This is a genomic window from Actinoplanes sp. 13 (assembly GCF_056134165.1).
The window spans coordinates 269,450-287,323 of the sequence record NZ_JBVYOQ010000007.1 but is presented as its reverse complement, the minus strand read 5'-3'; the positions used below and the strand labels follow the sequence as shown (position 1 = coordinate 287,323).

Below are 17,874 nucleotides of genomic sequence, written 5' to 3'. Positions count from 1 at the left end.
CGCCTATTTACTTCTTCAGTTAACAGTCCTAATAATTAGCCATGCGTCGATCCGCGATCCTGGTCGCGGCGGTCGCCCTGGCCGCTGCATCCTCCACCGTCTATATCGCCTCCACGGCGAGCGCCGCCGTCGCGTGCGCCTCCGCCTGGAGCGCCTCCTCCGTCTACGTCAAGGACAACGTCGTCTCGCGCAACGGGAACAACTACACCGCCAAGTGGTGGACGCAGGGCGAGGACCCGGTCCTCAAGAGCGCCCAGTGGGACGTGTGGATCAACAACGGCGCCTGTGGTGGCACCGATCCGACGCCGACACCCACCAAGCCCTCGCCGTCCAGCCCGTCCCCCTCCCCCACCGCGTCGCCGACCAGCTCGCCGACGCCCACGCCCACGCCGACCACCTCGATCCCGGTCGGCGGGCTGCCCAAGCACGCGCTGATCGGTTATCTGCACGCCAGCTTCGCCAACGGCTCCGGATATCTGCGGATGGCCGACGTGCCGGCCGACTGGGACATCATCAACCTGGCCTTCGGCGAGCCCACCTCGGTGACCTCCGGTGACATCCGGTTCAGCCTCTGCCCGGCCACCGAGTGCCCCGGCGTGGAGACCGAGGCCGAGTTCATCGCGGCCATCAAGGCCAAGCGCCAGGCCGGCAAGAAGGTCCTGCTCTCGATCGGCGGCCAGAACGGCCAGGTGCAGCTCACCACCACCGCGGCCCGCGACAAGTTCGTCAGCTCGATCAGCGCGATCATCGACAGGTACGGCCTGGACGGCGTGGACGTCGACTTCGAGGGCCACTCGCTCTCGCTGAACACCGGTGACACCGACTTCAAGAACCCGACCACCCCGGTGATCGTCAACCTGATCTCGGCACTGCGCTCGCTCAAGGCCCGGTACGGCGCCGGTTTCGTGCTGACCATGGCCCCGGAGACGTTCTTCGTCCAGCTCGGTTACCAGTACTACGGCTCCGGGCCGTGGGGCGGCCAGGACCCGCGCGCCGGCTCGTACCTGCCGGTCATCCACGCGCTGCGCAACGACATCACCGTGCTGCACGTCCAGGACTACAACTCCGGTCCGATCATGGGCCTGGACAACCAGTACCACTCGATGGGCGGCGCGGACTTCCACATCGCGATGACCGACATGCTGCTCGCCGGCTTCCCGGTGGCCGGCAACACCGCGAACGTGTTCCCCGGCCTGCGTGAGGACCAGATCGCGTTCGGGGCGCCCAGCTCGACCAGCGCGGGCAACGGGTACGTCGCGCCGGCCGGCGTGCAGCAGGCGGTCAACTGCCTGGTGAAGGGTACGAACTGCGGCGGGTACACGGTGCGCAGCGGCACCAACCCGAACTTCCGCGGCCTGATGACCTGGTCGATCAACTGGGACAAGTTCTACAGCTGGGAGTTCCGTAACAGCCACGAGCCGTTCCTGAACGCCCTGCCCTGACCGGGCGCGTGGTCGCGGCCCGGCACACCGGGTCGCGGCCACGCGGGCGAGGTGGCAGGGTCGGGAATGTGAACTTCTTCGATCGCTTCCCGCCGCCGGTCCCACCGGAGCCGGAGCCCGAGCCCGCCACGCCGGCCTGGGTCAGACCACCGGCGATGCTCGGTGGCGGGGTGCCCGCCGAGATCGTGCTGGCGCGTGGTGCGGAGGCTGCCGTCGGCGTGAGCGGGTTGCTCGCCTATCCCAACGGCTTCTCTCTCACGGTGACCGTGCTCCTGCGGCGGGAGGACCGCCACAGTCGCGCGTTTCCCCGGATGTTCCACGACGACGTCCTCGACGCCGACGGATCACCCACACCCGAGTTCCTGCGGGTGGGCATCCAGTTCGCCGACGGCACCGGTGCCTCCAACCTGAGCTCGAACCCCTACCCGAACCCGGATGCGGAGCCCACCGGGCCGCTGCTGCTGCGTGATCGCGGCGGCGGCGGTGACCGGCGCTACGACATGGACTACTGGGTCTGGCCGCTGCCGCCGCCCGGCCCGGTCACCTTCGTCTGCGAGTGGCCGGCGTTCGGCATCGGTGAGTCCCGGGCCGAGGTGGACGCCGGGCTGATCATCAACGCCGCCGCACGGGCGATCAAGCTGTGGCCGGCGGACCCGCCGCCTGGTTCCGCAATGCGGTGAGCACCGCGGTGATCTCCGGCCGCGGCCCGGACAGCCGCCGCGCCGCCGCCGTGATGCGGCGGGTCACCCGCGGCCGGAGCGGCCGGGTCACCACCCGGTACCGCGGGTCGACCGCCAGCCGCGGCAGCATGGTGATCGACCGCCCGCGCTCCACGTGCTGCAGGGCGAGCATGTAATTGTTCAGCCGGCAGATCACCGCCGGCTCGAAACCGGCCTCCCGGCACAGCCGGGTGGCCAGCTCCGACATGTACGCCCCGGCCAGCTCGAATGTCCACTTCTGATCAGCGCAGGCCTCCAGCGCGATCGCTTCGGCCGCCGCGAGCGGATGGTCCACCGGCAGCACCAGCACGATCTCGTCCGACCCGATCGGCATCAGGTCGATCGCCGGGTCCAGCTCGGCGCCGGTGAAGTCGGTCGTCGTGATGATCACGTCCACCTCGCCCCGGCGCAGCGCCGGCATGCTGGTGTGCGGTTCCAGCTCGAGCAGCACCACTGTCAAATCCGGGTGGAGCGTGGCCAGCCGTGCCACCGCGGGCTCGGCCAGCGCGTGCACCGCGCTCTGGAACGCGGCCAGCGTCACCGTGCCGGCCGGCTCGTCGGCCAGGCCGCGCAGCTCGGCCTCGGCCGCGTCCATGGCCGCCAGGATCTCCCGCGCCCGGCCGGCCAGCAGCACCCCGGCCCCGGTGAGCCGCACCCGCCGCCCGGTGCGTTCCAGCAGCGCGGTCCCGGTCTCCCGCTCCAGCGTCGCCAGCTGCTGCGACACCGCGGACGGGCTCAGATTGCCGCGCTGAGCGACCGCCCGCACCGTGCCGAAGACCGAGAGATCGGCGAGCAGCCGCAACCGCCAGGGATTCAACGCCATCGGTCGACTGTAAAGCTGTGCTTAACAGCAACGCCGGAAAAGCGAGATGGACGTGACCAGCGACCACTCCTAGCGTCGAAGCCATGACTGACGCCTTCTGGTCCGACGCCGAACGTCACCTGGTCCGTTACTCCGGCGCCGGGCAGTTCACGCCCGAGATCATTGAGCGCGCCGAGGGCAGCTTCGTGTACACCGCCGACGGCCGCCGGCTGCTGGACTTCACGTCCGGCCAGATGAGCGCCATCCTGGGCCACTCGCACCCGGCCGTGGTCGCCACCGTGCGCGAACAGATCGGCTCACTGGACCACCTGTTCAGCGGCATGCTGAGCCGCCCGGTGGTCGACCTGGCCCGCCGGCTGGCCGAGTCGCTGCCCGAGCCGCTGAGCAAGGTGCTGCTGCTGACCACCGGCGCCGAGTCGAACGAGGCGGCCATCCGGATGGCGAAACTGGTCACCGGCCGGCACGAGATCATCTCGTTCGGCCGGTCCTGGCACGGGATGACGCAGGCCGCCGCGAGCGCCACCTACAGCCACGGCCGCAAGGGGTACGGCCCGGCCGCGCCCGGCAACTTCGCGATCCCCACGCCGAACCCCTACCGGCCGGACTTCACCGACGCGAACGGCGAACTCGACTGGCGCCGCCAGCTCGACTTCGCGTTCGAGCTGTTCGACACCCAGTCGGTGGGCAGCCTGGCGGCCTGCATCGTCGAGCCGATCCTCAGCTCGGGCGGCGTGCTCGACCTGCCGCCGGGTTACCTGGCCGCGCTGCGCGACAAGTGCCACGAGCGCGGCGGGCTGCTGATCCTGGACGAGGCGCAGACCGGGCTGTGCCGCACCGGCACCTGGTACGCCTTCCAGCGCGACGGCGTGACCCCGGACATCCTCACGCTCTCCAAGACCCTCGGCGCCGGCCTGCCGCTCGCCGCGGTGGTGACCAGCCCCGAGATCGAGCAGACCGCGCACGAGCGGGGCTTCCTGTTCTTCACCACCCACGTGTCCGACCCGCTGGTCGCCGCGGTCGGCAACACCGTCCTGGACGTGCTGATCGCCGACCGGCTCGATGAGCGGGCCGCCGTGCTCGGGTCGTACCTCATGAAGGGTCTGAAAGAGCTGGCCACCCACCACCCGGTGGTGGGCGACGTGCGCGGCCGCGGCCTGCTGGTGGGGTTGGAGCTGGTGCTCGACCGGGAGAGCAAGCAGCCCGCGGACGAGCTGGGCGCCGCCGTCACGCGGCGCTGCCTGCAGCTCGGCCTGCACATGAACGTGGTGCAGCTGCCCCAGATGGGCGGCGTCTTCCGGATCGCGCCGGCGCTCACCTCCACCGAGGCGGAGCTGGACCTCGGCCTGGAGATCCTCGACCAGGCGATCAGCGACGTCAGCACCGGCCTGCCGGGCGTCAAGGGCGGATGACCGGCGCGCCCCCCGGTGCGGCGCCGATCGTGGGTCGGGCATCGAAGAACTCGGGGTGACGATCGGCGGGGTGCCGGCTCGTCATGGTGGTATGACGATCACCGCATTCGAGAGCATCACCCTGGACGGGGTCATGCAGGGCCTCGGCCGTGCTGACGAGGACACCCGCGGCGGGTTCGCGCACGGCGGGTGGGGCGACGGCTACCAGGACGAGGTGTCCATGGGCTTCGCGGCGGAGGGTACGGCCCAGGGCGGGGCGATGCTGTTCGGCCGCCGCACCTACGAGGACCTGCTGGGCTTCTGGACCACCACGCCCGAACCGAACCCCTTCACCGACGTTCTGGTGGCCGGCACCAAATATGTGGTGTCACGATCGGCGGGCACGGAACTCGGGTACCCGAACTCGGTCCTGCTCGCCGGCGACGCGACCGAGACGGTCGCCGGCCTGAAGGAGGACGCGACCGTGATGGGCTCCGGCGAGCTGGTCCGGTCGCTGCACGCGGCCGGCCTGATCGACCGGTACGTATTGATGATCCACCCGATCACGCTCGGCTCGGGCACCAGGCTTTTCGGCCCGGCGGACCGGGCCGACCTGGTGCTGGAACGCTCGGCACCCACCACCACCGGCGTGATCATCGCTCAGTACCGGGTCGAACGGCCGTCCAGGAACTGACCCGCGGCGCCGGCGACGTCTGCACCGCTTGTCGTTCAACCTTCCGGCTCCAGCCCGGTGCTGCCACGGACCAGCCGCTGCGCCATCAGCAGCGACTGCGGCGAGTGCCGGCTGGCGCGCCGGGACCTCTGGGAGCTCCGGCTCCTTACCGAGGCGGAAACCCGTCACTCCGCGTTCCAGCCGAAACACCGCATCATCCTCCCGCGCCCGGCGACACGATACGGCGGCGCGCGGAAGGAGCGACTCGACGTACTCTCCTCGACTCGACAAGGCGCCGGGCCATCACAGCCGAGCACGGAGCGGCAGATGCCGCCAGGCCGGCCGATGACGCGTTCTACGTCGGCGGCAGCTCGACGGTTACGGTGAGGCCGCCGTCAGCGCGCGGCACTGCGGTGACCGTGCCGTCGTGGGCCGTCACGATCGACCGGACGATCGACAGGCCCAGCCCGCTACCCTCCGCCGAGCCGACGCGGTCGGTCAGCCGGCGGAACGGCTCGAAGAGCCCCGGGATCTCGAAGGCGGACACCACCGGCCCCGTGTTGCTGACCGTGAGTCGCCGACCGGCGCATTCCACCCGCACCTCGCCGCCGGCGACGTTGTAGGCCACCGCGTTGCGCACCAGGTTCTGCACCAGACGCTCCAGCAGCACCGGATCACCGTGGACAGGCATCGGCTGCACCGATGCGTGCAAGCTGACACCCGCGGCCGCCGCTTCCGGGCGGGCCGCGTTCACCAGCCGCTCGCTCACGGCTGCCAGGTCGACCAGCTCACGGTTGGTCAGCTCCTGCTCCGAGCCGGCCAGTACCAGCAGGCCTTCGATGAGGCGCTCGTGCCGGGTGTTCACGGTCAGCAGGGTCTCGCCGAGCCGCCGCAGTTCGTCGGGCGGGTCCGGGCGGCTCAGCGCCACCTCGATCAGCGTCCGGTTGATCGTCAGCGGGGTGCGCAGCTCGTGCGAGGCGTTGGCGACGAAGCGGCGCTGGGCCCCGAAGGACTCGTCCAGTCGGGCCAGCATGTCGTCGAAGGTGTCGGCCAGCTGCCGCAGCTCGTCCTTGGGTCCGGTGAGGCCGATGCGTTCGTGCAGGCTGCGATCGGCGACGCGGCGCGCGGTCGCGGTGATCTGCTGCAGAGGACGCAGCGTGCGCCCGGCCATCAGCCAGCCCACCCAGATGCCGACGATCGCGACCCCGGCCAGCGCGACGGCGCCGCGCTGCAGCAACGAGGTCAGCGTCTGCCGGCGGAACTGCACCCGCAGCTCCTCGGCCAGCTTCATCCGTTCCAAGGACTCGGCCTGCATGGCGACGTCGATGCCCGTCGGGTACGTCTCCGCCACAGTGGGCCCTGCGGAGGCGACGGCCATCGGCACGGCCAGCACGGCCTCCTGGCTGAAACTGTTGGCGTTCAGTGCCTGGGCGAGCAGCACATAGGTGATGGCGAGCAATGCGGCTCCGGCCAGGAGGAAAACGCCGCCGTAGAGGGCGGTGAGCCGGGCGCGGACGGTCAGCCGGTGGGCCGTCACGGGATCTGATATCCGGCGCCGGTCACCGTGGTGATCACCTGCGGCGGGCCCAGTTTGCGGCGCAGGGACAGGATCATCACGCGTACGACGCCGGTGAACGGGTCGGTGTGCTCGTCCCACGCCCGTTCCAGCAGCTGCTCGGCGCTGACCACCGCGCCGTCGGCCCGCAACAGCTCCTCCAGCACGGCGAACTCCTTGCGGGACAGGGCGACATGGTGCCCCTCGCGGTAGACCTGGCGGCGGGCGGTGTCCAGCCGCAGCCCGGCGCGTTCCAGCACCGGCGGTGCGGCCGGGCGGGCGCGGCGGCCCAGCGCCCGGACCCGGGCGATCAGCTCCACGAACGCGAACGGCTTGGGCAGGTAGTCGTCCGCGCCCAGCGAAAGCCCGGCCACCCGGTCGGTGACTTCACCCGAAGCAGTCAGCATCAACACCCGGACCGGCCAGTCGGAGTTCACCACCGCCCGGCACACATCGTCACCGTGCACCACCGGCAGATCGCGGTCCAGAACCAGGACGTCGTAGCTGTTCACTGCCAGCCGCTGCAGCGCCGCGTCGCCGTCGTAGGCGATGTCGACAGCCAGTGACTGCAGCCGCAGCCCCTCCGCGATCGCGTCGGCCAATACGACCTCGTCCTCTGCCACCAAAATGCGCACGCGCCCATCGTGCCTGGTGAAGCCGTTAGAAACCTGTTAACGCCGACGCTGACGACGCTCTAACCGGCGGCCTGGTGTGGTGGCTCCCAACCCGAGAGGAGCCGTGATGAAACACGGAAAGACCCGGCTGATCGCCGTACCGATGATGCTGTTGATGGCCGCCCTCAGCGGATGCGCCGCCGAGAAGAAGGACCAGCAGGTGGCCTCGGCAGGCGGCGGCGTCAAGCCGTCCGGCAGCACGCCGGCGCCGGCGGACGAGGACGCGGCGCGGGGCCGCAAGTTCGCTCAGTGCATGCGCGCCGCGGGCATCGACGTGCCCGACCCCGGCCCCGACGGCATGGCCGCGATGCCCGCCCAGGCCGCGACCGACGAGGCCGCGGCCAAGAAGATGAACGCCGCCCTGGAGAAGTGCCGCGAGCTGCTGCCCAACGGCGGCGAGCCGCCCAAGGCCTCGCTCGAGGACCTCGCCAAGGCCCGCGACTACGCCAAGTGCATCCGCGAGAACGGCCTGCCCGGCTTCCCTGACCCGGACGCCGAGACCGGTGCCTTCAAGATCGACCGCGACAAGGCCGACGAACTCTCCAAGCTGCCGGAGGCGGCGAAGAAGTGCCCTCAGTTCGGCGCGGGCGTGATGCCGGGGATCGCGGTGGGTGGATGAGCCGCCGGATCCGGTGGGTTCTGGCCGTAGTTCTGGTCACTGTGGGTGCCGCGGGCGCCAGCTTCGTCGTCCGCGACGACCGGGAGATCCCTCCAGCAGCTGCCGGGCCGGCCACAACCACCACGGTACGGCGGCAGACGCTCGCCGAATCGGTCACTGTCGACGGCAAGCTCGGGTACGGCGAACCGGTGCCGATGAAGTCCGCAGCCGGCGGCACAGTGACGTGGCTGCCCAAGCCGGGCCGCACCATCCGCCGCGGCGGCACCCTGCTGCGCGCCGACAACCGCCCGGTGGTGCTGCTCACCGGCGTCCTGCCGATGTACCGGACCCTGTCGCCGGGCGTCGAGGGCCCCGACGTGCTGCAGTTCGAACGCAATCTGCGGTCGCTGGGCCATGACGGCTTCACCGTCGACGACGAGTACAGCGACGTGACGGCCCGGGCGGTGCGGCGCTGGCAGAAGCAGCTCCGGCTGCCCACGACCGGCGCTGTCGACACCTCATGGGTGATCGTGGCTGCCGGCCCGGTCCGGGTCGCCGACCTGAAGGCCCGAGTCGGTGATCCGGCCGCCGGCCCGCTCCTCACCTACACCGGCGAGACCTCCATCGTCACCGTCGACGCCGAGGCCGATGCCGCCGGCTGGGCGGCGCTCGGGGCAAAGGTGTCCGTGGGCCTGCCCAACGGCCGGAAGACGGACGGGACAGTCACTCACGTCGGCGCCGAAGCCACCGCGAAGGACGGCGCCGACCCGACAGTGCCGGTCACCGTCAAGCTCGGCGACCCGAAGGCCGCCGGAGGCCTGCGCGCGGCCCCGGTCAAGGTCACCTACACCGGTGAGCAGCGCAAGGACGTCCTGACTGTTCCGGTCGCAGCCCTGCTGGCCTTGGCCGAGGGCGGGTACGGCCTGGAGGTGGTCGAGGGCGGCGCCACACGCTACGTCGCGGTGAAGGTCGGCATGTTCGCCGACGGCCGCGCGGAGGTCAGCGGCACCGGACTGACCGACGGTACCACCGTGGGCATGCCGTCATGATCCGGATGAGCGAGGTGGGCAAGACCTACCCGGGCGGTGTCGCCGCTCTCACCGCCGTCTCGATGAACGTCGACGCCGGCGAGCTGACCGGCATCGTGGGCCCGTCCGGCTCCGGCAAGTCGACCATGCTGCACCTGCTCGGGGCCCTCGACCGGCCGTCCACCGGCACCGTCCGGATCGACGGCCACGATGTGGCCGGCCTGCCCGACCGGTCCCTGTCGGCGCTGCGCGCCCGCACCATCGGCTTCGTCTTCCAGCAGTTCCACCTCACGCCCGGAGTGTCTGCCCTGGACAACGTCGCCGACGGCCTGCTCTACACCGGCGTGCGCCGCCGCGAACGGCGCCGCCGGGCCGCTGAGACCCTGCACCGTGTCGGTCTCGAACACCGGGCACACCACCGCCCGCACGAGATGTCGGGCGGCGAGCGCCAGCGCGTGGCGATCGCCCGTGCGGTCGTCGGTGACCCGGCGGTACTCCTCGCCGACGAACCGACCGGCAACCTCGACTCGGTAGCCAGTGCGAGCATCATGCAACTGCTGCGCAGCCTGCACGCCACCGGCACCACCGTCGTGGTCATCACCCACGACCGGGAGATAGCCGGCAACCTGCCCCGCTGCCTGCAGATGCGCGACGGCCGGCTGGCCGAGTCATGACCGAGCCGCGCCAACACGTACCGGCACGGCCGCGTCCGGCCCGGCTGGCCCCGGCAGACGTGGTCCGGGTCGGTGCCGCCGGTCTACGCACCCGGCCCCTGCGGATCGTGCTGTCGGCGCTGGGCATCGCGATCGGCATCGCCGCGATGCTCGCCGTCGTCGGGATCTCCGCCTCCAGCCGCGCGGACCTGAACCGCACCCTGGACGCGCTGGGCACGAACCTGCTGACGGCCGCACCGGGCCAGACCATGACGGGCGCCGACGCGAAGCTGCCCGCCGATGCCATGGCGATGGTCCGGCGCATCGCACCCGTCGAGTCGGCGACCGCCACCGGCCGGCTGGACGCGAAGGTCTACCGCAACGAGTACATCCCGGCCGGGGAGAACGGCAGCATCTCCGTGCTCGCCGCCCAGCCGGACCTGCTCGGCACCGTCGGGGCGCGGCCGGCCGTAGGACGATGGCTGACCGGATCCGTCGACGGCCCGGCCGTCGTGCTGGGCGCCGCCACCGCGCAGCGCCTCGGCATCGCGGCACCCGGACCCCGGCTCTGGCTCGGCGGCCAGTGGTTCAGCGTCGTCGGCATCCTGGCATCCGTGCCGCTGGCACCCGAACTGGACACGTCGGCCCTGGTCGGCTGGAAAGCGGCGCAACGCCTGCTCAACTTCGACGGCTCACCGACCACCGTCTACACCCGCTCGGCGGAACAGTCGGTCGAGCAAGTCCGCCGCGTCCTGGCGGCGACGGTCAACCCGCAAGCGCCCAACGAGGTAAAGGTCTCGCGACCCTCCGACGCGCTGGCCGCGGCGCGGGCAGCCGACAGCGCCCTGAACGGGCTCCTGCTGGGCCTGGGCGCGGTGGCACTGATCGTGGGCGGCGTCGGCGTCGCGAACACCATGGTGATCTCGGTGCTGGAACGGCGGGCGGAGATCGGGCTGCGCCGGGCGCTGGGCGCCACCCAGGGCCAGATCCGGCTGCAGTTCCTGTGCGAGTCGCTGCTGCTGGCCACACTGGGTGGAGTCGCGGGAGTGCTGATCGGAGGTGCGGTCACGGCCGGCTACGCCGCTTACCGATCGTGGTCGCCGGTGATGCCCGTGTGGGCAGTCGCCGGCGGGGTCGCAGCAACGATGCTGGTGGGAATGGCGGCAGGACTGTACCCGGCCGGACGAGCGGCGCGTTTGCCACCGAGCGAGGCACTGTCGCACTGACCGGCCGGCCTCAGACGTGCTTGTCGGACCACTCTGCGGCTTTCCGCCGATCAGACGCTCACCGACGCCGGGCCCGGTCCGCGAAGTTCGTACGCGGGTGCCGTCGTGTGGTCGCAGCGGGACGGCGAACGAGCCGGCGAGGCCGGTGAGCCGCCGGCAAGACCCCGATGGTAGCGATGCGAGCGCTGAAGCGCCGGCTGTCCGACGTCGTCCACCGACGGATGGTCGCCGACGCGAAACGGCTCAGGACGGGCCTCGGTGAGCAAGCTCTGGACATCGATAGCAATGAGTGGCGATCATGGCCGGATGACGCCCGACGAGCACGCCGCCCGCGCCGAATATCTGCTGCACATCGCCGACAACACCTACAACGCGATCGCCGCCGATCCCGACTCGGACCCTCAACACGTCACCGACGTCCACATGCTCGCCGCCTTGGCCCAAGCTCATGCGACTCTGGCGCTACGGACCAGGGCGTGGCGGCCGTCGCACGTGCAGTCCAACGAGGTCGTCGACTACGGTGACGGCTTCCCGTGACCGGGAGCCGCCCGAGACTCGCCTTCCGAAGGCGCAATCACTGTCAGGCCGCAGGGCAGCGCCGCGATGGTGACCGCAGCGACCTGCTCCCGGTGTCGCCGCGAGGCGTCGGGCCGGTGGCACGCCCGCAAGGGCGACGGCTGGCGCCGGTGAGCGCGGCGTGCCGGCGGATGGTGGAGCAGCCGGCCGCCGTGGCGCGGATCCGGTGACCTCACCGGGGAGTCACGAAGCCGACAGCAGCACTGGCCGTCCAGGCGAACAATTGCCGACTGGAGGCAGCCAATGGCAGCTACTTCCCGGTTGTCTGCTGGTCAGCGCGGCCGGCGATGGCGGGTGGTGTCGCGACGTGTTAGGCGGCGCCGAGGATGGGCGGTGGCCAGGGCGCGCCGACGGGGGTCACGGCACTCATCTGCCCAGTGTCGATCAGGGTGGTTGACAGCGTGGTGAGGAATCGGTGGACGGCTCCGATACGCTCCTGGCCGATCCGTTGCCAAGGTTCGGCGGCGGCCTGGTCGGTGACCTGCTCTACCTGGTCACGCAGGTCCTTGCCCTCGGCGGTGATGGCGCCGGCGTTGTCGAGGAGCCCTCGGGCGGCGAGTCGTTCGGTGGCGGCCCGCCAGCTCTCGTCGTCGATGGCGCGACTGGCCCGCAACGCGGGGGTGTTGGTGTGCGCGCCGGCCCATGCGGCCATCAGAACCTCACTGTCGTGGACAGCGAGATCCGCAGCGATCAGGGCGGCGATGTGTCCGTCGCCGCGGTGTTCGCGCAGGGTGTTGAGTGCTCGCCACAGCTTGGCCCACGGCTCGGCCGCAGCGGCAACGGCCTGGTTGGCCGCGGCCAGGACTCTTCCGCTGGTGTCGAGGTCCTGGACGACACCGGCCAGCAGGTCGGCCATGTCGCTCAGCTCAGCGGGAGCTTCCCCGAGCTGCCTCGTGGCGGCCCGCTCGACGGCCTCGTGATGCGCGTCGACGGCCTCTGCCGGACTCAGGTGCTGCCACGCTTCGGGCAGCACCGCGAACACGGGCGCGGGAAAGCTACGAAACGTCGCGGCGGCCACTGCCGGAGGCACCGCGCCCAGAGGCGCGGTGCGCAGCACGACGTAGGCGGCGCGGGCCGGAAGCTTTGCCTGCTCGGTGATCGATGCTGCTTCCGGCGTGAAGAACATGGCGATGGTGAACGGCTCGGACGCCGCCCAGCAGGCACAGGCCCACCGGGCGGACGTCTGCGGCCGCATGTTGGTCGCGGTCACGGGTGTGCTCAGCCCTGTGCCGCGCGGGAGACGTGCTCCCAGTCGGCCCAGGTCTGCAGCCGCTGGGCGTAGATGTGCTTGACGAGCTGGGTGGGCTGGGAGCCGAAGAGCACGCGCAGCGGCGGGTTCTCGGCGTCGGCGATCTGCAGCAGCGCCGGGCCGGCGGCGGTCGGGTCACCGGGCTGCGATCCGCCCCTGCGGGCGGCCATGGCGTCGCGCATCGGCCGGTAGGCGGGGTTCGGGTCGGCGTGCACCGCGGACGACCCGGCCCAGTCGGTGCTGAAGCCGCCGGGCTCGACGAGGGTGACCTTGATGCCGAAGCCGGCCACCTCCTGCGCCAGCGATTCGGTCAATCCTTCGAGGGCCCACTTGGAGGCGTGGTAGCCGCCCAGTGACGGGAAGGCGCCGATACCGCCGATGGTGGAGATCTGGATGATGTGGCCGCTGCCCTGCGCGCGCAGGATCGGCAGCACCGCCTGAGTGACGAAGAAGACGCCGAACAGGTTGGTCTCGATCTGGTCGCGCAGCTGCTGCTCGCTGATCTCCTCGACCGCACCGAACAGGCCGTAGCCGGCGTTGTTGACCACGACGTCCAGACGGCCGAACTTCTCGTGGGCGGCGGTCACCGCGGCGATGACGGCCTGCTTGTCGGTGACGTCAAGGGCCAGCGGCAGTACCTGGTCGCCGTACTTGGCGACCAGGTCGTCGAGGGCGCTGAGGGTGCGGGCGGTCGCGGCGACGCGATCGCCGCGTTCGAGGGCGGACTCGGCGAAGTTGCGGCCGAGACCGCGTGAGGTGCCGGTGATGAACCAGACCTTGCTCATGGATCTCCTTCCGGTGGCATGGCGGCACGACAGAAGAATCCCCTGCTCGAACGAGGGGAAGGGGCCCGTGCTGCCACTCCACCATACACGGAAACTAGACGCGGTCTAATGTTCGATGGAATCCAGAACTCTGGTATGATCGCCCGCAGGAGGACGTGGTGAATCTGCGAGAACGCAAGAAGCTGGAGGCCTGGCGGGCCATCCGGTCGGCAGCGTTGCGGCTGTTCGACGAACGTGGCTTCGAGTCCGTCAGCGTGGAACAGATCGCCGCCACCGCGAACGTCTCCCGGGCGACGTTCTTCAACTACTTCGCCAGCAAGGAAGCCGTCGTCTTCGACCAAGACCCGCAAGAACGGGAGCACTGGCGCGCGCTCATGAACGCCCGCCCCGCCGACGAGCACCTGTGGGATGCCCTGACCGCGATCATGATCGGCTTCAACGAACGTCTCGCCGACCGCATGCCCCTGCAACGCCGGCTCAAAGCGCAGTCACCCGCACTCGCCCAGTCGACCCAGGACCTCGGCGAGCAGTTCCGCACCGACTTACGTGACTGGGTCACCACCCGGACCGACGGCAGCGACCCCCTCGCGGCCACGCTGCAGTTCAACCTCGCCTTCGCCGCACTCTCCACGGCCTACCAGACCTGGCAGCCCGACGAGACCTTCGACCAGTACCTGCAACGACTGCGGCGTTGCCTCGACCAAGCCGGCGCCGGCCCCGCCGCCAAGGCGAACTGACACAGCTCGAGCCACCACGCCCGCCAGCGCCGGCTCGCGAACTCACGGACATGAGCTGCGGCCCGGCATGCCCTGGCACTGAACCGTGGGCACGTGGCTCCCCGAACTGACCGGCGAAGTCACCGCCAACTCGGCGACCGTGGGTCATGTCGCCCAGGCGTCGGCCCGAGGGGATGGACTTGGCCGGCCGACGGTATCGGCGTGGTGGAGCGACTCCCCTGAATGGAAAGCGATCTTCCGGATCGACGCCGACGGTGCGTGATCACGGCGCCCGGCACCGCCCGTGCCGGACGGGCTCTCAGCCGCGGCGGGCCCGGGTACACCGGGTGACATAAGGAAGGTTGAGCTTTTCGCGACCCTTGAGCTCCGGGTGTACGTCCAGCAACTCCTCGACGTTGCGGAGCAGCTCCCGCCGTTCTCCTTCGGGCAGCACGATGACATAGCTGCGGGAGGCCACCATGTCGAGCAGTTCGCTGCGCCCGAGGTGGTGGCGCCAGCGGATCTCGGTGCGCTGGTGTTCGAGGGCGCCCGGACCGGCAGTGTCGCGAGTCTGCTGGCGACCGGCAGCGGCGCCACCGCCGGCGTCCTCTGCCTGATCGTCGCCGCCCGCGAGCGGCGGCTGGCCACGCATCCGTGCGAGTCGTGTGGGCGAGTCCATGGCAGATCGCCGGAGGGCCGCGCGGAGCCGGCGCCCGCCTGGGCGTTCGCCGGCGCCTACCTGGCCGTCGAGCCTGACCGCGTACTTCGGTATCGCCGGGATGACCGCCTGGATCCGCGGTGAGTTCGGCGGCCCGTTCCTGCCCTTGGCGCTGGAGATGGGCGGCTACACGCTGTGGGGTGCGGGGCTGCTGGTGGCCGCCACGTCGTACTTCGCGCTGACCCGGCCCCCGTGCCCGCCGAAGGTCGCGGTGCGGGGCTGATGGCGCCCGCCGATGCCCTTTTCGTCGATCAGCCGGTCATAGGTCCGCTTCGCGGTGTGCCGTTGCCTGCGCGGCGCGTCCAGATCTGCCCGGAGGACCGAGCACCACAAGAAGGGCACCAAGCCTCAGCGGGCGGTCATCCGGTCAGGCTGGTTCGCCGTGAGGCCCCGGTCGAGGAAGTCGAGCATCCAGGTGAAGCTGTCGTCGATGTCGGCGGCGATCTGGAAGCTGCCGGCGGCTTCCAGCGTCGCGAACCCGTGCAGGACGCTGCGCAGCATCCGCAGCGCGTGGATCTCCTGGTCCGGGGCCAGGCGATATCCGTGCAGCATCGCCGTCCAGGAGGCGAGCACCCGCTGGATGGCGGGCAGGAGCGGGTCGTCGGACCCGGTGATGATGGCGGCGTTGCCCGCCGCGTACCGGCCGGGGTGTTCGCGCACCCACTTGCGCATCGCCTGCGCACCGGCGACGAGGGCGTCGCGGCCGGCCCGCCCCTGGATGGCGTCGCGGATGGCGTCCGCGAACTCGTTCAGGGCGAGGACGGCGATCCGGTGGGCGAGGTCGGCCTGGCTGGCGACATGCTTGTAGAGCGACGGCGTCCGGACTCCGAGCCGCTCGGCGAGCAGGCCCATGCTGAGTCCGGTGAAGCCGACCTCGTCGGCCAGGGCGGCACCGGCGGCGGTCACCGCGGCCTGGTCGAGTCCGGCCCTAGGCATGGGTCAGCGTCCTGGCGAGGAAGGGCAGCGACAGCGCGACGACCTCGTCCGGCGTCTGGGCGTGCGGGTAGTGGCCGGCGCGTTCGATCATCGCCAGCTGCCCGAGCCCGGCAGGCAGGTCGGCGATGATCTTCTCGCCCTCGGCACGCGGGTCGGCCCAGTCGGGGTCGAGGCCACCCTGGATGATCAGGACCGGGCACGTGACGTTGGGCAGCTGTGCGCCGGCATCGCCCGGGTTGGTCTTGCACATGGCTTGGAGGATATTCATGCGGCCGGGCTCGCTCATCATGGCCTCGATCCGCGCGAGTTCGCCGGCCCAGTCGGCGGGCTTGGTCGGGTACGCCACGTCCAGGTACTTCTTCCAGCTCGACAGGCTTCCGCGGGCCATGGTCATGGCGAGCTGGGTGGATCCGGCCCGGTAGCGCTTCACCCGGATCATTCCCCCGAGCGAGATCGTCTGCTTGCGGGTGAACGGCGCCAGCTCGATCACCCCGCTGATCAGCTCCGGCGCCGTGGCGGCGGCGATCGTGGCGGCACCACCACTGATCGACTGCCCCATGAGCACGGCCGGGCCACCGAGGTGACGCACGAGCGCGACCAGGTCACCGGCGATGTCGGTGCGGCTGTAGCCGTCCCAGCCGAGGCTGGATTCCCCACAGCCGCGGATGTCCATGGTGGCGACCCGGTACCCCGCCGCGGCCAGGGCCGGGGCCACGAAGCGGTAGGAGTGGCGGCTGTCGCCCATGCCGTGCGCGAGCACCACCAGGGGCCCTTCGCCGGTCACGTCGTAGGCGATCTTGTTGGCGCCGATGCTCAGGTATTCCGTCATGCTGGTCTCCCGGGGTAGTGGCTAACCGTGCTGCCCCAAAAGCTAATGCAATTAGCTTAAAGAGTCAAGATCTCCCCCTGGCTGCGGTCGAACGCGATTCAGTTCAGCGGTCCGGCGAGGGCGACGAGCGTACGCAAGAAGGCTTTTCGATCGTCAGCCGGAACCGAACCGAGCAGCTCGTCCTCCGCGGCCCGGATCTCGATCAGCACCGACCGGTGCACCTGGCGCCCGTTCTCGGTCAGGCCGAGCAGCCGCACCCGCCGGTCCGCCGGGTCCGGGTCACGGGAGATCAGCCCGCGACGCTGGAGGTCGTCCAGGACCGGGATCAGCCGGGTCTTGTCCGCGCCGATGCTCGTGGCCAGCGCGGCCTGCGTGCGCATCGGGCTGTCGCGCAGCGCGGTGAGCACCGCGTAGGCCCACATCGACACGCCGTGCCGATCCAGGATCGGCTGCTCCATCGCGAGCAGCCGGCGCCCCAGCCGGTGAATCATCACTCCGAGATCGTCCCGGTCCATGTCACCGTTCTAACAGGGTTGACAATCCGTATGCTCAGGTAGACGGTAAGCACATGCATATGATTAATCCTGTAGCCGCCGACGCCCTCGCCGTCCAGGCCACTGTCGACCTGGTCATCCAGGTCCGGCCCGCCGACCTCAGCCGCCACACACCCTGCGCGGAGTGGGACCTCGACATGCTGATCCGGCACATGACCGCGCAGCATCGCGGGTTCGCGGCCGCTGCCCGCGGCCGGGGCGCCGACCTCGCCGCCTGGGAGTTGCCGGCCGCCGCCGACCCGGACGACTACGTCGCGGCGGCCCAGGACGTGACCGGCGCGTTCGCCGCCGACGGCGTGCTGGACCGGCCGTTCGTGATCCCCGAGTTCGACGCCGAGCGGCCGCTGCCGGGCCACCTCGTGGTCGGCTTCCACCTGGTCGATTACCTGGTGCACGGCTGGGACGTGGCCCGCGCCCTCGGCCTGCCGTTCGAGCCCGAGGCGGACGTGCTCGAGGCCGCCCTGCCCATCGTGCGATCGGTTCCGGACGACGAGTCGCGGCTGAAACCGGAGGCGCCGTTCCGGCCCGCGCTGCCGGTGCCGCCGGACGCCGACCCGATGACCGAGATCCTGCGCCGTCTGGGCCGCGCCTGAGCGGTCGCCGGTGACGTACCGGACGGCACCGCCCCCAACGCCGCGCGGCGGTCCACTCCTTGAATTTCTCCACGATCCAGGCCAACTGCCCGGCCGATGAGTCGTGCAGGCCGTGCGCGAGCGTCTGCGGCCGGCTGAT

General features: G+C 70.7%; 21 protein-coding genes. 12 read left to right on the top strand and 9 right to left on the bottom strand.

Annotation, left to right across the window (positions count from 1 at the left end; genetic code table 11):
* The first annotated feature begins 41 nt into the window (after positions 1-41).
* Both AC0NH5_RS17875 and AC0NH5_RS17870 read left to right on the top strand, forming a co-directional pair.
* Positions 42-1,442: a glycosyl hydrolase family 18 protein gene (locus AC0NH5_RS17875; RefSeq protein ID WP_474405047.1), complete on the top strand. Its 1,401-nt coding sequence runs from the start codon at positions 42-44 to the stop codon at positions 1,440-1,442.
* Between the two features lie 68 nt (positions 1,443-1,510).
* Positions 1,511-2,122: a hypothetical protein gene (locus tag AC0NH5_RS17870; protein ID WP_474405045.1), complete on the top strand. Its 612-nt coding sequence runs from the start codon at positions 1,511-1,513 to the stop codon at positions 2,120-2,122.
* Here AC0NH5_RS17870 and AC0NH5_RS17865 read toward each other — a convergent pair.
* Positions 2,076-2,984: a LysR family transcriptional regulator gene (locus tag AC0NH5_RS17865; protein ID WP_474405043.1), complete on the bottom strand. Its 909-nt coding sequence runs from the start codon at positions 2,982-2,984 to the stop codon at positions 2,076-2,078. The genes AC0NH5_RS17870 and AC0NH5_RS17865 overlap by 47 nt on opposite strands.
* An 83-nt stretch (positions 2,985-3,067) precedes the next feature.
* On the opposite strand from AC0NH5_RS17865, the gene AC0NH5_RS17860 reads away from it, so the two are divergent.
* Together AC0NH5_RS17860 and AC0NH5_RS17855 are read left to right on the top strand one after the other, a co-directional pair.
* Complete coding sequence (locus AC0NH5_RS17860) at positions 3,068-4,393, top strand: aspartate aminotransferase family protein (protein WP_474405041.1); 1,326 nt, start codon at positions 3,068-3,070, stop codon at positions 4,391-4,393.
* A gap of 91 nt (positions 4,394-4,484) precedes the next feature.
* The gene (locus AC0NH5_RS17855) at positions 4,485-5,066 is read left to right on the top strand and encodes a dihydrofolate reductase family protein (RefSeq protein ID WP_474405039.1); all 582 of its coding nucleotides are present in this window, start codon (positions 4,485-4,487) and stop codon (positions 5,064-5,066) included.
* 334 nt (positions 5,067-5,400) lie between these two features.
* Here the strand turns inward: AC0NH5_RS17855 and AC0NH5_RS17850 are convergent, their stop codons facing one another.
* Positions 5,401-6,582: a sensor histidine kinase gene (locus tag AC0NH5_RS17850; RefSeq protein WP_474405037.1), complete on the bottom strand. Its 1,182-nt coding sequence runs from the start codon at positions 6,580-6,582 to the stop codon at positions 5,401-5,403.
* A complete protein-coding gene (locus AC0NH5_RS17845; RefSeq protein WP_474405034.1) occupies positions 6,579-7,235 on the bottom strand; it encodes a response regulator transcription factor in 657 nt (218 codons plus the stop codon). The genes AC0NH5_RS17850 and AC0NH5_RS17845 overlap by 4 nt, the downstream gene beginning before the upstream one ends.
* 106 nt (positions 7,236-7,341) lie before the next feature.
* On the opposite strand from AC0NH5_RS17845, the gene AC0NH5_RS17840 reads away from it, so the two are divergent.
* The 5 genes from AC0NH5_RS17840 (at position 7,342) to AC0NH5_RS17820 (ending at position 11,316) form a co-directional block, all read left to right on the top strand.
* Positions 7,342-7,893, top strand: coding sequence for a hypothetical protein (locus AC0NH5_RS17840; protein ID WP_474405031.1), 552 nt, complete (start codon positions 7,342-7,344; stop codon positions 7,891-7,893).
* Positions 7,890-8,921, top strand: coding sequence for a peptidoglycan-binding protein (locus AC0NH5_RS17835; protein ID WP_474405028.1), 1,032 nt, complete (start codon positions 7,890-7,892; stop codon positions 8,919-8,921). Before AC0NH5_RS17840 ends, AC0NH5_RS17835 begins: the two co-directional genes overlap by 4 nt.
* Positions 8,918-9,574: an ABC transporter ATP-binding protein gene (locus AC0NH5_RS17830; RefSeq protein ID WP_474405025.1), complete on the top strand. Its 657-nt coding sequence runs from the start codon at positions 8,918-8,920 to the stop codon at positions 9,572-9,574. The genes AC0NH5_RS17835 and AC0NH5_RS17830 overlap by 4 nt, the downstream gene beginning before the upstream one ends.
* Positions 9,571-10,779 (top strand): ABC transporter permease, encoded by a 1,209-nt coding sequence (locus AC0NH5_RS17825; protein WP_474405022.1) that lies wholly within the window; start codon positions 9,571-9,573, stop codon positions 10,777-10,779. Before AC0NH5_RS17830 ends, AC0NH5_RS17825 begins: the two co-directional genes overlap by 4 nt.
* A gap of 306 nt (positions 10,780-11,085) precedes the next feature.
* Positions 11,086-11,316 carry a hypothetical protein gene (locus tag AC0NH5_RS17820; protein ID WP_474405019.1) on the top strand — a complete coding sequence of 77 codons (231 nt, stop codon included), beginning with the start codon at positions 11,086-11,088 and terminating at the stop codon, positions 11,314-11,316.
* A 349-nt stretch (positions 11,317-11,665) separates the two neighbouring features.
* Here AC0NH5_RS17820 and AC0NH5_RS17815 read toward each other — a convergent pair whose 3' ends face one another.
* A complete protein-coding gene (locus AC0NH5_RS17815; protein WP_474405016.1) occupies positions 11,666-12,565 on the bottom strand; it encodes an SCO6745 family protein in 900 nt (299 codons plus the stop codon).
* 8 nt (positions 12,566-12,573) lie between these two features.
* Positions 12,574-13,389 carry an SDR family oxidoreductase gene (locus AC0NH5_RS17810; RefSeq protein ID WP_474405013.1) on the bottom strand — a complete coding sequence of 272 codons (816 nt, stop codon included), beginning with the start codon at positions 13,387-13,389 and terminating at the stop codon, positions 12,574-12,576.
* 158 nt (positions 13,390-13,547) lie between these two features.
* On the opposite strand from AC0NH5_RS17810, the gene AC0NH5_RS17805 reads away from it, so the two are divergent.
* Entirely contained in the window at positions 13,548-14,126 is a 579-nt protein-coding gene (locus tag AC0NH5_RS17805; protein ID WP_474405010.1) for a TetR family transcriptional regulator, read from the top strand.
* A 298-nt stretch (positions 14,127-14,424) separates the two neighbouring features.
* Here AC0NH5_RS17805 and AC0NH5_RS17800 read toward each other — a convergent pair whose 3' ends face one another.
* Positions 14,425-14,757 carry a hypothetical protein gene (locus AC0NH5_RS17800; RefSeq protein ID WP_474405007.1) on the bottom strand — a complete coding sequence of 111 codons (333 nt, stop codon included), beginning with the start codon at positions 14,755-14,757 and terminating at the stop codon, positions 14,425-14,427.
* Positions 14,758-14,884: 127 nt separating this feature from the next.
* Between AC0NH5_RS17800 and AC0NH5_RS17795 the strand changes: the two genes are divergently transcribed.
* Positions 14,885-15,046 carry a hypothetical protein gene (locus tag AC0NH5_RS17795; RefSeq protein ID WP_474405005.1) on the top strand — a complete coding sequence of 54 codons (162 nt, stop codon included), beginning with the start codon at positions 14,885-14,887 and terminating at the stop codon, positions 15,044-15,046.
* A gap of 125 nt (positions 15,047-15,171) precedes the next feature.
* Here the strand turns inward: AC0NH5_RS17795 and AC0NH5_RS17790 are convergent, their stop codons facing one another.
* From AC0NH5_RS17790 to AC0NH5_RS17780, 3 genes are all read right to left on the bottom strand, one after another.
* The gene (locus tag AC0NH5_RS17790) at positions 15,172-15,759 is read right to left on the bottom strand and encodes a TetR-like C-terminal domain-containing protein (RefSeq protein ID WP_474405003.1); all 588 of its coding nucleotides are present in this window, start codon (positions 15,757-15,759) and stop codon (positions 15,172-15,174) included.
* Positions 15,752-16,588 carry an alpha/beta fold hydrolase gene (locus AC0NH5_RS17785; protein ID WP_474405000.1) on the bottom strand — a complete coding sequence of 279 codons (837 nt, stop codon included), beginning with the start codon at positions 16,586-16,588 and terminating at the stop codon, positions 15,752-15,754. Before AC0NH5_RS17785 ends, AC0NH5_RS17790 begins: the two co-directional genes overlap by 8 nt.
* Positions 16,589-16,686: 98 nt before the next feature.
* The gene (locus tag AC0NH5_RS17780; RefSeq protein ID WP_474404997.1) at positions 16,687-17,103 is read right to left on the bottom strand and encodes a MarR family winged helix-turn-helix transcriptional regulator; all 417 of its coding nucleotides are present in this window, start codon (positions 17,101-17,103) and stop codon (positions 16,687-16,689) included.
* Positions 17,104-17,162: 59 nt separating this feature from the next.
* Between AC0NH5_RS17780 and AC0NH5_RS17775 the strand changes: the two genes are divergently transcribed.
* Positions 17,163-17,735 (top strand): TIGR03086 family metal-binding protein, encoded by a 573-nt coding sequence (locus AC0NH5_RS17775; protein ID WP_474404994.1) that lies wholly within the window; start codon positions 17,163-17,165, stop codon positions 17,733-17,735.
* Positions 17,736-17,874: the final 139 nt, after the last annotated feature.